The organism is Corallococcus sp. AB038B (assembly GCF_003668955.1).
Lineage (GTDB): Bacteria > Myxococcota > Myxococcia > Myxococcales > Myxococcaceae > Corallococcus > Corallococcus exiguus.
In genome coordinates this window covers 930,796-946,291 of sequence record NZ_RAWO01000002.1, presented here as the reverse complement: position 1 = coordinate 946,291, position 15,496 = coordinate 930,796, and the positions used below count along the sequence as shown (strand labels likewise).

Genomic DNA, 15,496 nt, shown 5'->3' with positions numbered 1-15,496 from the left:
GCGCTTTCGTCCCCGGGGCCCTGCCCTCGCCCCGTGGGCGCGCAGACCGTCGTCATCGCGGGACACCGCGCGGCCGGCAAGACGCGCCTGTTGCCGCTCGTCTCGAAGTTGCTCGGGCGTTCTGGCCTGGACCTGGACGCGGAGCTGGAGCGCCGACATGGGCGCCCGCTCCGCTCCTGGGTCGCGGAGTCCCCCACCACCTTCCGCACCGCCGAGCGCGAGACGCTGGGCCTGTTGCCCTCGGGCAGCGTGGTGGCGGTGGGCGGCGGCTTCCTGTCGCACCATCCGGAAGCGCTCGCGGGACACTTCACGCTCGTCGTCCCCGTCACCTTCGACACGTACCGCGAGCGGCTGATGGCGGACACCACGCGCCCGCGGCTGCGCACGGATGTGTCGCTGGAGGAAGAGCTCCACTCGCTGTTCCACGAACGCGAGGCGATGCACGCCCGCGTCCCCACCATCTCCCTGGCGGACTTCCTCCGGGGCTGTCTTGCCCAGGAGCCCGCGTGATGGCCACCCGGCGCATCATCACCCTGCCCCCCACCCTCACCGGCGCGGACGCCGTTGCGTTCGCGCACGACGGCCTCAAGCGTGGCGCGGACGTCATCGAGGTGCGGACCGACCTGCACGCGCCCGCTGACATCGATCCGGGCGCCCTCGCCCGCGTGATGCCGCTGCTCGTCTCCGAGCGGGGCAAGCCGGTGCCCGCGCCGTGGGTCCAGGCCGCGTGGCGCGTGGACCGCGACGTGGAGCGCGCGCAGGACATGGACGCGCCGCCGGGGAAGCTGCTCGCGTCGCACCACGCGGAAGGGCCGCTGACGACGACTGAGGCGCTCAAGCGCTGGTCCCGTCCCATTCCGCCGGACGCGCTGGTGAAGCACGTGGAGCCCATGGATGGGCCCGCACACCTGGACGTGTTGCTGGAGACGCAGGCCGCGCTGTCCCAGCGCTTCGGCGCCGAGCGCGTCACCGTACTGGGCATGGGGCCTGTCGCCATTCCGGCGCGCGCGGTGCTCTCACGCAGGAACGGCCTGGAGTACGTGGCCATGGGCGGCCCGTGGACGGCGGCCCCGGGACAGCGCCTCCTGGACGACGTGGTGCGCGAGCACCGCAAGGCGAAGGATCCGCACGCGCTCCGCCTGGGCATCCTGGGCACGGCCATTCCGCACTCGCGCTCGCCGCGCATCCACCGTCAGCCGTTCGACCGCATCGACCTGGCCGAGGACGCGCCGGTGGAGTCCGTGGTGGACGCGTTGCTGCCGCACTACGCGGGCTTCGCCGTGACGAGCCCGTTCAAGATGCGGCTCGCGAAGCACACGGGCTCGAAGCTGGACGCCATCAACACGCTGGTGCGCCGGGGCTCCCGGTGGGAGTCCTTCAACACCGACACGGAAGGCGCGCGCGCAGTGCTGGAGCGACTGGGCGCGAAGGACGTGGCGGTGCTGGGCGACGGCGGTTCCACGCAGGCCCTGCGGCTGGTGGCCGCTGAACAAGGACTCGCCCTGCGGGTCGTCAAGCGCGCGGAGATTCAAGCACCGCTGACCGGGGATTGGGTCTGGACGTGGCCGGACCGCGTGGCCACCCCCGAAAACCTGAGATTCCAGGGGGCACGCGTGGCGGTGATCGCATACGGTGCGCCCGGCCGGCGCGTCGCCGCGGAGATCGTTCGCCGCGGGGGCACCCCTCTCCTGCTAGGTGCGGCGTGGTTCGTCGCCCAGGCCCGGCGGCAGCGACAACTCTGGGAAACGGCGACATGAATACTTTTGGCACCCTCTTCCGGTTGACCACGTTCGGCGAAAGCCACGGTCCCGCGCTGGGCTCCGTCATCGACGGCTGCCCCGCGGGCGTTCCTCTCACGCGCGAGATGATCCAGGCGGCCCTGGACCGCCGGCGTCCCGGGCAGTCCGCCCTGGTGACCCCGCGCAACGAGCCCGACACCGTCGAAATCCTCTCCGGCGTCTTCGAGGACAAGACGCTGGGCACGCCCATCGCGGCCATCGTGCGCAACGCGAACCAGCGCTCGCAGGACTACAACCAGTTGGCCAGCGTGGACCGGCCGGGCCACGCGGACGCCGTGTGGCGCGAGCGCTACAAGCACCGCGATCACCGGGGCGGCGGCCGTACCAGCGGACGTGAGACGCTCTGCCGCGTCATCGGTGGCGCCATCGCGGAGGCGTACCTCGCGCGCGACCTGCCCTCCATCAGCACCGTGGCCTACGTCTCCCAGGTGGGTGAGCTGGTCGCCCCCGTTCCGTCGCCGGGACTCACGCGCGCCATGGTGGACGCGCACCCCACCCGCTGCCCCGACGCCGCCGTGCGCGAAGAGATGGCCCGCCAGATCCTCGCCGCGAAGGAGGCCGGGGACAGCCTGGGCGGCTCCATCGACGTGCGCGTGGAGGGCCTGCCCGTCGGCCTGGGCGAGCCCATCTTCGGCAAGCTGAAGGCGCTCATCGCGCAGGCGCTGGGCAGCATTGGCGCCGTCACCGGTGTCGTGTGGGGCCCGCCGGATCTGATCCAGCGCCTCGGCCAGCCCGGCACGAAGTTCCACGCCGTGAAGGACGCGTACGGCGGCATCCAGGGGGGTCTCGCCAACGGTGAGCCCATGCAGGTGCGCGCCTTCTTCAAGCCGCCCGCGACGCTGGCGGATCACGCCAAGGGCGGCCGTCACGACCCGTGCATCATGCCCCGCGCCGTCCCGGTGCTGGAGGCCATGGTGTCGCTCGTCATCGCCGACCTCGTCCAGCAACTCAACGCCCGCCCCCACTCCGCATGAGCTCGCTTCCTCCCGGTTCCTACCGCCCCCCGAACGACCGTTGGGGCTCCTTCACCAAGCTCGCCGCGAAGCTGCCCGAAGGCAGCGTCGCCGTGGTGGACCGCACCGTCGCGCGCTTCCACCCCACGCTCATCCCCGCGCTGGAGGCCCGCAAGCCGCGCGCCATCATCCAGCTGCTCGGCGGTGAGCGCGCCAAGAGCCTCATCTCGCTCCAGAAGGTGCTCGCGGGCGGCATCACGCTGCCGCGCTCCGGCACGCTCGTCGCCGTGGGCGGTGGCACCGTGGGCGACGTGGCCACGGTGGCCGCGCACCTGCTCAAGCGCGGTGTGCGGCTGGTGCAGGTGCCCACCACGCTGCTCGCGGCGGTGGACAGCAGCCTGGGCGGCAAGGGCGCGGTGGACCTCGTCGTGCGCGGCCGCGTGGTGAAGAACCCCGCGGGCGTCTTCCACTACGCGGATGAGACGTGGCTGTGCCCGGAGCTGTACGCCACGCTGTCCGACGCGCAGGTGCGCGAGGGCTCCATGGAGGCGTGGAAGATGGTCGCGTCGCTGGATGCGTCCCTCTTCAAGCGCTACGTGCGCACGCCGCCGAAGCTGGAGAAGCTGGTGAAGGACGCGCGCGGCCTGAAGGAAGGCGTCTGCGCGAAGGACCCGTACGAGCACCAGGGCCTGCGCCGCGTGCTCAACTTCGGCCATACCTTCGGCCACGTGCTGGAGAGCCTGTCCCGCTTCAAGCTGTCGCACGGCGACGCGGTGGGCCTGGGCATCCTCTGGGCCCTGGACGTGGGCCGGCACCTGGGCATCACTCCGGAGCCGGTGGCGCACGAGGTGGAGCGCGCGCTGGCCCGAGGCCCGGGCGTGCTCGGCCGCGACCGCGCCGCGGAAATTGCCCAGCGCGCGTCGCTGAAGGACGTGGTCGCGCTCCTGGACGCAGACAAGAAGGCCGGTGCCAACGGCGAGCTGCGCATGGTGCTGCTCACCGCCGTGGGAACCACCGAAGTCGTGGATGTGATGCCGAAGACGTGGCGGGCCCTGTGGCCCGCCTGGACCCGTGGAGCCCGCCCTTGAGCCACGCCTCGCCGAGCCGTCTCACCGTCGACCCGAGCGCCTTGAGCGCCTCACCGCTCACCCCGCCCGTGTCGAAGTCGGACGCCCAGCGAGCCCTGGTGTTGGGACACCTCACGGGCGCCTGGCCGCTGCCGTCGGTGCAGGCGGAATCGGACGAGGACCTTCCCGCTGACGTGCGCGTGCTGCGCCGGGGCGTGGAGGCCCTGCGCCTTCCCCCAGGCCCCGTGCGCGACGTGGACTGCGCGGACGGCGGCGCCCCCTTTCGCATCCTCGCCACGCAGGCCGCGGTGACTCCCGGCGTTCGCGTGCGCTTCACCGGCACGCCCCGCCTGGGTGAGCGCCCGCACGGCCCGCTCTTCACGTCGCTGAAGCAGGCCCTGGGCCCCGCGGGCCTGACGCTCACCGAAGGCACCCCGTGGCCGGTGGAGCTGCACGCGCCCCAGGACACCACGAAGGTCGCGCCGGTGTTCCGCGTGCCGGGCGCGCAGAGCAGCCAGTACGCCTCCAGCCTGCTGCTGGGCTGCGCCGAGCGCTTCCTCCGAGAGAAGCGCGCGTGGAGCGTGGAGATTGAAGGCACGCTCACCAGCGCCGGGTACATGGACCTCACGGTGGCGTGGCTGCGCCGCTTCGGCTTCACCGTGGAACAGTCCGAAGGTCACTATTCCGTCACGGGTTATCAGGCGCCCGAATCCGTCCCATCACTGCCGGGCGACTGGTCTTCACTGGGTTACCTGGTGCTCATCGCCTGGCGCACGGGCGGCACGGTGGAGCGCGCGGAGCCCCAGAGCGCCCACCCGGACCAGGCGATCCTCCGGCTGGCCGCTGAAGTGGGTCTGAAGATGCTCCCGTCGGGCGCGCCCAACACCTGGCGCTTCGAGGGTGAAGCCACGGGCGAGCTGCGCGCGACGGGCAAGGAGTGCCCGGACCTGCTGCCCACGCTGGCGGCGCTCGCGTGCGTGCTGCCCCGGCCCACCACGCTCAGCGACGTGGGCATCCTGCGGGTCAAGGAGAGCGACCGGCTGGAGGGCATCCGCACGTTGGTGTCCGCCTACGGCGGCACCACGGAACTGTCGGCCGGAGCCGACAGTGAGACGCTGCGAATCCTCCCGCCCAAGGTGAAGCCCGCGCGCTTCGCCATGGACAGCCGGGGTGACCACCGCCTGGCGATGTCAGCGGCCACCCTGTGTGTGCTGTCCGGGGTGCCTCTGGATCTGACGGGGCCGGAGTGCGTGGAGAAGAGCTTCCCCGGATTCTGGCGGCAGCTCGCGCGGGTTGGCGTCCGCTATTCCTGAGCGGGCGCGCGGACCGGAAACTTCGCCTCTAAGACTTATCGATCTTTTTTGTTGAAAGCGTCTGCCGCCCTGTGAAATCTCCGCCCATGCCCAAGGACACGCTGACCGTCACCGACAATCGGACCGGGAAGACGTACGAGATCCCGATCGAGAACGGCTGTATCCGCACCCCCGACCTGCGCCAGATCAAGACCGGCAGCGACGACTTCGGTCTGATGGGTTACGACCCTGCGTTCCTGAACACGGCGAATTGTAAGAGCGCCATCACCTTCATCGACGGCGACAAGGGCATCCTCGAGTACCGCGGGTACCCCATCGAGCAGCTCGCGGAGAAGTCCTCCTTCCTGGAGGTGGCCTACCTGCTGCTGAAGGGCGAGCTGCCCACGCAGAAGGAGCTGGAGAACTTCACGTTCAACGTGACCCACCACACGCTGGTGCACGAGAACATCAAGTCCTTCATCGACGGGTTCCGCTACGACGCGCACCCCATGGCCATGCTGGGCTCCACGGTGGCGGCGCTGTCCGCGTTCTACCCGGACGCGAAGAACATCAAGGACGCGCGCAGCCGTGAGATCCAGATCACGCGCCTCATCGCGAAGATGCCCACCCTGGCCGCGTTCTCGTACCGCCACGCCATGGGCCTGCCGTTCGTCTACCCGGACAACGACCTGTCCTACGTCGCCAACTTCCTGGCGATGATCAAGCGCATCGGCACGAGCGCCTTCAAGGTGCACCCCACGCTGGAGAAGGCGCTGGACGTGCTCTTCATCCTGCACGCGGACCACGAGCAGAACTGCTCGACCACGTCCGTGCGCACGGTGGGCTCCTCGCAGGTGGACCCCTACTCCGCGGTCGCCGCGGGCGTGGGCGCGCTCTACGGCCCGCTGCACGGCGGCGCCAACGAGGCGGTGCTCCGCATGCTCCGCGAGATTGGCAGCAAGGCCAACATCCCGGAGTTCATCAAGCAGGTGAAGGGCGGCGAGGGCGAGAAGAAGCTGATGGGCTTCGGCCACCGCGTCTACAAGTCCTACGACCCGCGCGCGAAGGTCATCAAGCGCGTGGCGGACGAGGTCTTCGACGTGACGGGCAAGAACCCGCTGCTCGAGATTGCACTCGAACTGGAGCGCATCGCGCTCGAGGACGAGTACTTCGTGAAGCGCAAGCTGTACCCGAACGTCGACTTCTACTCGGGCCTCATCTACGAGGCGATGGGCTTCCAGGCGGAGATGTTCCCCGTCCTGTTCGCCATCCCCCGCACGGTGGGCTGGTGCGCGCAGTGGGAGGAGATGGTGACGGACAACGAGCAGAAGATCGCCCGTCCCCGTCAGGTCTTCACCGGCGCCGCGCGCCGCGACTACGTGGCCCAGGACAAGCGCACCCCCGGCGGCAAGTAGTCACCGCGGGCGGTAGCAGCCACTGAAGCACGAAGGGGCGCGGGACTCACATCGAGTCCCCCGCCCCTTTCGCTTTGCCGCCCTACCCGTGGGCGACGCCAGGCGCGGCCGGCTCGTTGTAGAGCGCTTCGATGGCGTCCGCGTACTTCTGCTCCACCACCTTGCGGCGCATCTTCATGCTGGGCGTGAGCTCCCCGCCGTCGATGGAGAACTCCCCCGGCAGCACGCGGAAGCGCTTGATGGTCTCGAAGCGCGACAGCTTCGGGTTCACGTCCCGCTCGAAGGCCTCGTACAGGTGCTGATGGAGGCGCGCGTCCTTCACCAGCGTGGCCACGTCCTCCGGCCAGCCCTTCTCCCGCGCCAGCTTCCGCACCCGGTCCGGGTCCAGCGTCACCAGTGCCACCAGGTAGTTGCGCCGGTCGCCCACCACCAGCGCGTGCCCCACGGGGGACACGCCCTTGAGCAGCTCTTCGATATTGGCGGGCGACGTCTTCTTGCCGCCGGAGGTGACGATGATCTCCTTCTTGCGCCCGGTGATGCGCAGGAAGCCCTCGGAATCCAGCTGCCCCACGTCGCCCGTGTGCAGCCACCCGTCCGCCAGCAGCTCCTGCGTGGCCTCCGGGTTGCGGTGGTAGCCCAGGCACACGTTGCCGCCCTGGACGAGGATCTCCCCGTCCTGCGCGATGCGCACCTCCACGCCCAGCATGGGGCGGCCCACCGTGCCCATCCGGGCGCACTCGGCGGTGCTCACCGTGGCGGGGCCGGACACCTCCGTCATGCCCCAGACCTCCAGCAGGACGACGTCGATGGAGGCGAAGAAGTCCAGCACGTCCCGGCCAATGGGCGCCGCGGAGGTGGAGAACAGCTTCGCCTTCTCCAGGCCGATGCGCGTCTTCAACGGCTCGAACACCAGCCGCCGGGCCAGCGCGAACTTGGCCTCCATGAACGACGGGACGCGCTCCTGGCTCAGGACTCGCGTGTTGCGCTCCAGCGCCGTGGCGCGGGCCCACTCCACCAGCCGGCGCTTCAGGGGCGGCTGCGCGGCCAGTCCCTCCTCCGCCTTCGTCTTGAACTTCTCCCAGACGCGCGGCACCGCGAAGAAGACGGTGGGGCGCACCTCCGTGAGGTTCTTGCCCAGGGCGTCCAGCGAGTCCGCGAAGTACACCTGCGTGCCCATGAGCAGCGGGCTGTGCAGGGAGACGATCTGCTCCGCGATGTGGGACAGCGGCAGGTACGACACCAGCCGCTCGTCCTCCATGTCCCGGAAGCCCATGGTGTCGCCCAGTTGCTTCGACGTCCAGGCGAGGTTGCGGTGGCTGAGCGCCACGCCTTTCGGCTGGCCGGTGGTACCCGACGTGTAGATGAGCGTGGCCAGCGCGTCCGGGTGGAGCGCGTGGACGCCGTCCCAGTAGGGGGCTTCATCCGCCTTCGCGCCGGAGGCCAGCACGTCCGCGTAGCGCAGCACGCCTTCAGGCAGCGGCGTGGGCGCGTCCATCACGATGAGGTGCTGGAGCGCGGGCAGCCGCTTCTGGACCTCCAGGGCGGTGGCCAGGTGCTTCGCGTTCTCCACCAGGAGGAAGCGCGCCTCGCAGTGGCCCAGGATGTAGACGAGCTGGTCCACACTGCTGGTGGTGTAGAGCCCCACCGGGATGCCGCCCAGGGACATGGCCCCCAGGTCCGCGACGTGCCACGCCTCGCGGTTGAAGCTCAGGATGCCCAGCGGGTCGCCTTCCTGGAACCCCAGCGCATGCAGCCCCAGGGCGAAGCGCTTGACGCGCTGGGCATAGTCGAACCACGAGGTGGGGACATAGGCGCCTCCATGTCGGGACCAGAGCGCCGGGCGGTGTTCCAGCCGCGCGGCCTGGTCATGGAGCGCATGCAGCATCGTCTTGGGCAGGTCCATCTGGCGAAACGTAGTGGAAGCTCCCCGCCCGTTCCACGTCCCCGCGTCTCAGGCGTTGACAGCATGTTCACCAGCTTTGTATGCCGCGCCCGACCATGAGCATCGACTTCACCTGCCAGAAGTGCGAGGCCAGCTTCGAGTTGGAAGCCCAGGACCTCATCGAGGGGACGGAGAAGATTGTCTGCCCCCACTGCGACGCGAAGGCGCCCGCCAACCTCTCCGAGGACTTCGTCGCCGCGCTCACGGAGATGCGCGCGCAGATCGCCACCCTGAGCAAGAAGTTCGCGGTGACGATGACCCTCGAAGCCGAGGAGCTCGAGGACGAACTCGACGACGAGGACGAAGACGAGGAAGAGTCCGACGACGACGAGGATGACGACGAGGACGAGGACGAGGACGACGAAGAGTCCGAGGACGACGAGGACTACGACGACGAGCCCGAGGACGGCGACCGCTAGTCGCCTGGCGCCCCTTGTTCCCGGCTGCCCGCCCGCCCTCCAACCGGGTGGGCCAGGGCCCGGGGGCTGCTCGCGACGGCGGAGGGGCGGTGCCCTCCCGGTGAAAGGGGAGGTGCGTAGCTTAGGGATGTGAAAACGTCCAACCGCGCCAATTTCTTCGTCGCTCCGTTCACGGCTGTGGTGCTGGCGCTGGGGGGAGCGTTGTTCCTCCCTGCGTTCGGGATCCCCGGCGCCAACGCCGCCGCAGACTCAGCGGCGGCAGGCAAAGAGAGGCCCTGCATCACGGAGAAGGGCAGCGACCCCAAGGCCTGCTCGGAGCTGGTGGAGCTGGAAGTGAAGGACGTGGTGCCCTTGATGGAGGCTCAGACGCACGCCGTCGTGCTGACCACCAAGGACGGAGAGACGGTGCTGCCCCTCTTCGTGGACGAGGGCGCGGCGGTCTCCATCGCCTTCCGCCTCGCGGAGCGTCCGCCCCCGCAGCCGCTGTCGCAGGACCTGCTGGACGACGTGGTGAACAAGCTGGGCGGCAAGGTGACCGAGGTCCGCATCGACGACCTGCGCGACAACGTCTACTCCGGCCGCGTCTTCCTCCAGCAGGGCAAGAAGGAGCTGGCGCTGGACGCGCGCCCTTCGGACTCCATCGCCATGGCCATGCACAGCCAGGCCCGCATCCGCGTGACGCGCAAGGTGCTGGCCATGGCGGGCATCACCCGCTCGGAGATTGAAGCCCTCCAGAAGCAGCAGGACCTGGGCGTGGGCGGCAGCGGCGGCCTGGGTGAGGAGGACATGGGTCCCCTGCCCCCGCCGCCTCCCATGGGCCCCAGCGCCGGCCAACCGAAGCCTCACTCGGAGGACATCGGCATGGACCACTCCACGCGTCCGCTGATGGAGCCCATGGGCAAGGGCCAGGAGATCAACCTCTAGCCATCCTGGAACTCGGAACGAAAAAAGCCCGGCCCCCCCTCCCAGGGTAGCCGGGCTTTCTTCGTCTCAAGCGTCTGAGAGCCACGAATGGCGTGCGCCGGCCTGCGGTAACTTTCCGTCCAGCGCGTGAAGCGAAGAGTTAGTCCTTCGGGCGCAAGCCTGTCAAGACGCCCACCCCGTGGCGCTAGGATGGGCCGCCTTATGCGCAAGGCGAAGATCATCTGCACGCTGGGTCCGGCTTCGGACTCCAAGGAAGTCATCGAGGGGCTGGTGAAGGCGGGCATGAACGTGGCCCGGCTCAACTTCTCCCACGGAACGCACGACGAGCACCGCCAGCGCGTCCAGCGCATCCGCGCGGTGTCGAAGAAGCTGGGCGTGCCGGTGGCCATCCTCCAGGACGTGCAGGGCCCCAAGGTGCGCCTGGGGCGCTTCGAGGGCGGCCAGCTGATGGTCACGGCCGGCGACACGGTGACGGTGACGACGCGCGCGGTGCTGGGCCAGGGGAAAGTCATCCCCACCCCGGTGCGCACGCTGCCCCGGGACGTGGAGAAGGGCCACGAGGTGCTCCTCGACGACGGCCGGGTGCGCCTGCGCGTGCTGAAGGTGAGCGGCCAGGATGTGTCCTGCCGTGTGGAGGTGGGCGGGCTGCTCAAGGACCACAAGGGGCTCAACCTGCCCGGCACGGCCATGTCGGTGCCCACGCTGACGGAGAAGGACAAGGTGGACCTGGCGTTCGGCCAGGAGGTGGGCGTGGACTACGTGGCGCTGTCCTTCGTGCGCTCCGCCCAGGACGTGCGCCAGGCGCGGACGCTGGTGGCGAAGGGCAAGACGCCCATCATCTCCAAGATTGAAAAGCCCCAGGCGGTGGAGAACCTGGAGTCCATCGCCGCGGAGTCGGACGGGGTGATGGTGGCCCGAGGCGACCTGGGCGTGGAGATGCCGCTGGAGCAGCTGCCAGCCATCCAGAAGCGCACCGTGCGGGAGGTCAACCGCATGGGCGGCATCGTCATCGTCGCCACGGAGATGCTGGAGAGCATGGTGCTCAACGCCCGGCCCACGCGCGCGGAGGTGTCGGACGTGGCCAACGCCATCCTCGACGGCGCGGACGCGGTGATGCTCTCCGGGGAGACGGCCGCGGGCCGCTACCCCGTGGACGCGGTGGCCACCATGGCGCGCATCGTGGAGGAGACGGAGCGCACCGGCCTCATCACCCTGCCCCACTCCCCCTTCGAGCGCTCCGAGGACCTGGGCACCGGCGTCGCCGCGGCGGCGGTGGCCGCGTCCCGGCAGCTGAACATCGGGACCATCATCGCGTACACGGAGAGCGGCCACTCCGCGCGGCTCATCTCCGAGTTCCGCCCCGGCGCGCGCATCCTCGGCCTGACGCCCAACGCGGAGACGGTGAACCGGATGGCGCTGTACTGGGGCGTGACGGGCCACCTGGTGAAGCGCGTCAGCACCACGGAGGCCATGCTCAAGCAGGTGCGCCGGCTCTGCCAGGAGCTGCGCTTCTGCGAACCGGGCGCGCCCTTCATCCTGGTGGCCGGCGTGCCGCTCAACGTGCCGGGCAACACCAACATGATGAGCATCCACCGCATCTGAAAGAGCCCGCGGTGGAGGCTTCCGGGCAGAAGGCCTACAGGACCTTCTGCTCGAAGTCGTAGAGCTTCTCCACCGACAGCTGGCGGTAGCGCTCCACGTTGAGGGCCCTGCGGGCGCACTCCCACACCAGGTCCTTGGCGGGGCGCTCCGGCTCCTTCTTCTTGCGGCGCTTCACCTCGGCCTTGATGGACTTGAGGGCCAGCGCCGGGTGGTAGCAGAAGGCGGAGGAGAACAGCAGGTGGCCGCCGAAGGGCACCAGGCGCGCCTCCAGCACGTCCCCCGTCTCCAGGCCCGCGATGTGGCGGCGCTCCGTCACGTCGAAGTCCTTGCCGGAGAAGAGCTCGCGCAGGCGCACCATGCCCTTGGCCAGCTTGCGCACCTCGAAGAGGCCGTGGACCGTCTCCGTGAAGCTGCGGAAGGCGTTGGCCTCCTCCGGCGGCGCGGACTGCAGGCGCTGCTCGTACAGCTCCGCGGCCGGCGTCTTGCCCGTGAGCGGCGAGACGCGGTCGTAGAGGTAGTAGTCCAGGAACGACGCCATCCGCAGTTCGAAGAGCTTGTCGTCCTCGAAGACTTCGCCGGTGAGACGGAAGTACTCCGCCTTGGCCTCCAGGAGGTCCGGCTTGCGCGCCTCCGAGCTGCCGAAGGCGATGAGCTGGTCCAGGTAGGGCTGGTACGACATCGGGGTCAGCGCGGTGTCCATGGCCGGTGCGTGCCTCTTCCTACGAACCCGCCATCAGCGTCGCGAAGCGGCTGAACAGGTAGCGCGCGTCGTGAGGGCCGGGCGAAGCCTCGGGGTGGTACTGCACGCTGAAGGCCCGCGCGTCCGGAACGGCCAGGCCCTCCACCGTGCCGTCATTCAGGTTGATGTGCGTGACGACGGCCTTGCCCTTGAGGCTGGCGTCGTCCACCGCGAAGCCGTGGTTCTGCGCGGTGATCTCCACCTTGCCCGTCGTGAGGTCCTTCACGGGCTGGTTGCCGCCACGGTGGCCGAACTTCATCTTGTACGTCCGGCCGCCCAGCGCCAGCGCCATGATCTGGTGCCCCAGGCAGATGCCGAACACCGGCACCTTGCCCAGCAGCGCCGCCACCGTGCGGTCCGCGCCCTTCACCGCGGCCGGGTCGCCCGGGCCGTTGGCCAGGAAGACGCCGTGCGGCTTCTTCGCCAGCACCTGCTCCGCCGTGAAGTGGGAGGGCACCACCGTCACGCGGCAGCCCACGTCCACCAGGTACTGGAGCATGGAGCGCTTGAGGCCGTAGTCGTACGCGACGACGTCGAACTTGAGCTCCGGCTCCGGGCGCTTGTCACCGGGGGCCAGGAACACGTCCGGCGACGGCGTGGTGAAGAGGTAGGGCTCCTTGCAGGACACGCCCGTGGCCAGGTCCAGGCCCTCCATGCCCACGGCGGTGCGAGCGCGCTCGGACAGGGCGGCGGCGGTCACGTTCTCCGTGGAGATGATGCCCGTCTGCGCGCCGTGCGTGCGCAGGTGGCGCACCAGCCGGCGGGTGTCCACGCCTTCAATGCCCACGCGGCCGTGGCGCGCGAGGTACGCGTCCAGCGTCTCCTGCGAGCGCCAGTTGGAGGGCGTCTTCGTCAGCGAGCGCACCACCATACCCACCGCGTGCGGCAGTCCCGCCTCCTCGTCCGTCGCGTTCGCCCCGATGTTGCCCATCTCCGGGTACGCCATGGTGACGATCTGCCCCACGTACGAGGGATCCGTGAGGATCTCCTGATAGCCGTACATGGACGTGTTGAAGACCACTTCGCCCACCGTCTCGCCGGAAGCGCCAAAGGCGCGTCCCTCGAACGTGGTGCCATCCGCCAGTGCGAGCACCGCCCGCTTCGTCATCACCGCGACTCCTTGAGCTGACCGTCCTCGAACACACACCGGCCGCCCACCCACGTCTGCGTCACGCGACCCTTCAGCGTGCGCCCGTGGAAGGGCGTGTTGCGACTGCGGGAATAGAACCGGTGGGCATCCACCGTCCACTCCGCCAAAGGGGACAAAAGAGTGATGTCCGCCGGGGCACCAGGCGCCAGGTGACCGCCCGGCAGGCCGAATACCCTCGCCGGCCCGTCCGACAGCAGCTCCACCGCCCGGCGCGGGGTGAGCACGCCCTCGTGCACCAGCGCCAGCGTGAGCCCCAGGGCCGTCTCCAGCCCGACGATGCCGTTGATGCCCTTCTCGAACTCCACCAGCTTGTCGGACACGCCGTGCGGCGCATGGTCCGTGGCGATGGCGTCCACCGTGCCATCCACCAGCGCCTCGCGCAGCGCCTTCACGTCCACGTCACTCCGGAGGGGCGGCGCCATCTTCGCGTGGGTGTCGTAGTCCCCCACCGCCCGGTCATCCAGGGTGAAGTGGTGCGGCGCCACCTCGCAGGTGACGCGCAGGCCGCGCTGCTTGGCCTCGCGGATGAGCCGCACGCTGCCCTCGCAGGACACGTGCGCCACGTGCAGCCGCCCCTTCGTCTCCTCCAGGAGCACCAGGTCGCGCGCCACCATGGCCACCTCCGCGGAGGACGGAATGCCGCGCAGGCCCAGCCGCGTGGACGTGGCGCCCTCGTGCATGGCGCCGCCGGCGGACAGGGTGAGGTCCTCCTCGTGCACCATCACCGGCACGTCGAACTGGGTGGCGTACTGGAGCACCCGGCGCATCAGGCCCGCGTTCATCACCGGGCGGCCGTCGTCCGTGAGGGCCACGCAGCCGGCGCCAATCAGCTCGCCTGCTTCCGACAGCTCCTCGCCCTTGAGCCCCTTGGTGATGGCGCCGGCCGGGTACACGTGGCACAGGGCCGCGTCCCGGGCGCGCGACAGCACCAGCTCCGTGACGAGCGCGCTGTCGTTCACCACCTTGGTGTTGGGCATGGCGACCACGCCGGTGAAGCCGCCCGCCACCGCCGCGCGGCAGCCCGTGAGGACCGTCTCCTTGCCCTCTTCTCCCGGCTCGCGCAGGTGCACGTGCAGGTCGATGAAGCCCGGCACCAGCCACTTGTCGGTGGCGTCCACCACCCGCGCGTCCCTGGGCGCGGGCAGCGGGCCTTCTGACACCTGGGCCACCCGGCCGTCCGTCACGAGGACGTCACGAACGCCGTCCACGCCATTGCGCGGGTCGATGACGCGCGCCCGCTGGAAGAGCACCGTGGTCATGATGCGCACGCCTCCAGGACGGCCCGGCGCACCGCGACGCCGTTGGCCACCTGCTCCAGGATGACGCTGCGAGGCCCGTCCGCCACCACCGGCGACAACTCCACGCCGCGGTTGATGGGGCCCGGGTGCAGCACGAGGGCTTCCGGCTTCATCCGCTCCGCGCGGGCGGGCGTGATACCGAACAGCCGCGAGTACTCCCGCTGGGACGGCAGGAAGGCTTCCGACATGCGCTCCGTCTGCAGCCTCAGGCACATCACCGCGTCCGCCTGGGGCAGCACGGCGTCCAGCTGATGCGTCACCTCTCCGCCCATCTCCTCCAGCCCTGGCGGCAGGAGGGTGGGCGGTCCGCAGAGCACGACCCGGGCCCCCAGCGCCTTCAGGCACAAGAGGTTGGAGCGCGCCACGCGGCTGTGCTGCACGTCGCCCACAATCAGCACCGTGCGCCCGTCCAGGCGGCCCCAGCGCTGGCGCAGGGTGAAGGCGTCCAGCAGGGCCTGGGACGGGTGCTCATGCGCGCCGTCGCCCGCGTTGACCACCGCGCACTTCACGTGGCGGGCCACGAGCCCCGGCGCGCCAGAGGAGCGGTGGCGGATGACGATGACCGCCGGCCCCATGGCTTCGATGTTGCGCGCGGTGTCCAGGAGCGTCTCCCCCTTGGACACGGAGGAGCCTGCGTAGCTCCAGTTGAGGACGTCCGCGCCCAGCTTCCGCGCGGCCACCTCGAAGGAGGAGCGCGTCCGGGTGGAGTCCTCGAAGAAGAGGTTCGCCACGACGCGGCCCCGCAGAACGTGCGAGGCATCCGGTCCGCCGGGCAGGTGCGCCTGGGCGCGGTCGAGCAGCACTTCCAGCTCGTCCCGCCGCCAGCCTGCGATTCCGAGAAGATGTCTCATGGGCCGGGGCCGCCGCGTACCGCGCGCCGCACGTTGCGTCAAGCA

14 protein-coding genes are annotated in these 15,496 nt (G+C 70.0%); 9 read left to right on the top strand and 5 right to left on the bottom strand.

What is annotated here, in order from left to right; all coding sequences use genetic code 11:
* Positions 1–33 precede the first annotated feature (33 nt).
* The 6 genes from D7Y04_RS14920 to D7Y04_RS14895 all read left to right on the top strand — a co-directional run bounded on the left by D7Y04_RS14920 (position 34) and on the right by D7Y04_RS14895 (position 6,526).
* Complete coding sequence (locus tag D7Y04_RS14920) at positions 34–510, top strand: shikimate kinase (RefSeq protein ID WP_233601422.1); 477 nt, start codon at positions 34–36, stop codon at positions 508–510.
* A complete protein-coding gene (locus D7Y04_RS14915; RefSeq protein ID WP_370457105.1) occupies positions 510–1,757 on the top strand; it encodes a shikimate dehydrogenase in 1,248 nt (415 codons plus the stop codon). Before D7Y04_RS14920 ends, D7Y04_RS14915 begins: the two co-directional genes overlap by 1 nt.
* A complete protein-coding gene (gene aroC, locus D7Y04_RS14910) occupies positions 1,754–2,773 on the top strand; it encodes a chorismate synthase (protein WP_120576551.1) in 1,020 nt (339 codons plus the stop codon). The genes D7Y04_RS14915 and aroC overlap by 4 nt, the downstream gene beginning before the upstream one ends.
* Positions 2,770–3,840, top strand: coding sequence for a 3-dehydroquinate synthase family protein (locus D7Y04_RS14905; protein ID WP_120594051.1), 1,071 nt, complete (start codon positions 2,770–2,772; stop codon positions 3,838–3,840). Before aroC ends, D7Y04_RS14905 begins: the two co-directional genes overlap by 4 nt.
* Positions 3,837–5,132 carry a 3-phosphoshikimate 1-carboxyvinyltransferase gene (locus D7Y04_RS14900; protein ID WP_121759909.1) on the top strand — a complete coding sequence of 432 codons (1,296 nt, stop codon included), beginning with the start codon at positions 3,837–3,839 and terminating at the stop codon, positions 5,130–5,132. Before D7Y04_RS14905 ends, D7Y04_RS14900 begins: the two co-directional genes overlap by 4 nt.
* Positions 5,133–5,218: 86 nt before the next feature.
* Positions 5,219–6,526, top strand: a complete 1,308-nt coding sequence (locus D7Y04_RS14895; RefSeq protein WP_120594050.1) for a citrate synthase — start codon at positions 5,219–5,221, stop codon at positions 6,524–6,526.
* A gap of 82 nt (positions 6,527–6,608) precedes the next feature.
* On the opposite strand, the gene D7Y04_RS14890 is transcribed toward D7Y04_RS14895, so the two are convergent.
* Entirely contained in the window at positions 6,609–8,429 is a 1,821-nt protein-coding gene (locus D7Y04_RS14890) for a long-chain fatty acid--CoA ligase (protein WP_172816954.1), read from the bottom strand.
* 95 nt (positions 8,430–8,524) lie between these two features.
* Between D7Y04_RS14890 and D7Y04_RS45115 the strand changes: the two genes are divergently transcribed.
* The 3 genes from D7Y04_RS45115 to pyk all read left to right on the top strand — a co-directional run bounded on the left by D7Y04_RS45115 (position 8,525) and on the right by pyk (position 11,413).
* Positions 8,525–8,887, top strand: coding sequence for a hypothetical protein (locus tag D7Y04_RS45115; protein WP_158620561.1), 363 nt, complete (start codon positions 8,525–8,527; stop codon positions 8,885–8,887).
* A 129-nt stretch (positions 8,888–9,016) separates the two neighbouring features.
* Positions 9,017–9,811, top strand: coding sequence for a bifunctional nuclease family protein (locus tag D7Y04_RS14880; protein WP_199749667.1), 795 nt, complete (start codon positions 9,017–9,019; stop codon positions 9,809–9,811).
* A gap of 201 nt (positions 9,812–10,012) precedes the next feature.
* A complete protein-coding gene (gene pyk, locus D7Y04_RS14875; protein WP_121759757.1) occupies positions 10,013–11,413 on the top strand; it encodes a pyruvate kinase in 1,401 nt (466 codons plus the stop codon).
* A gap of 34 nt (positions 11,414–11,447) precedes the next feature.
* Here the strand turns inward: pyk and D7Y04_RS14870 are convergent, their stop codons facing one another.
* The 4 genes from D7Y04_RS14870 to D7Y04_RS14855 are packed head-to-tail and all read right to left on the bottom strand — an operon-like array spanning position 11,448 to position 15,451.
* Positions 11,448–12,113, bottom strand: a complete 666-nt coding sequence (locus tag D7Y04_RS14870; RefSeq protein WP_120594047.1) for a hypothetical protein — start codon at positions 12,111–12,113, stop codon at positions 11,448–11,450.
* Between the two features lie 19 nt (positions 12,114–12,132).
* Complete coding sequence (gene carA, locus D7Y04_RS14865; protein WP_121759756.1) at positions 12,133–13,260, bottom strand: glutamine-hydrolyzing carbamoyl-phosphate synthase small subunit; 1,128 nt, start codon at positions 13,258–13,260, stop codon at positions 12,133–12,135.
* Positions 13,260–14,561, bottom strand: coding sequence for a dihydroorotase (locus D7Y04_RS14860; RefSeq protein WP_199749666.1), 1,302 nt, complete (start codon positions 14,559–14,561; stop codon positions 13,260–13,262). The genes carA and D7Y04_RS14860 overlap by 1 nt, the downstream gene beginning before the upstream one ends.
* Positions 14,558–15,451 carry an aspartate carbamoyltransferase catalytic subunit gene (locus tag D7Y04_RS14855; RefSeq protein WP_121759755.1) on the bottom strand — a complete coding sequence of 298 codons (894 nt, stop codon included), beginning with the start codon at positions 15,449–15,451 and terminating at the stop codon, positions 14,558–14,560. The genes D7Y04_RS14860 and D7Y04_RS14855 overlap by 4 nt, the downstream gene beginning before the upstream one ends.
* Positions 15,452–15,496: the final 45 nt, after the last annotated feature.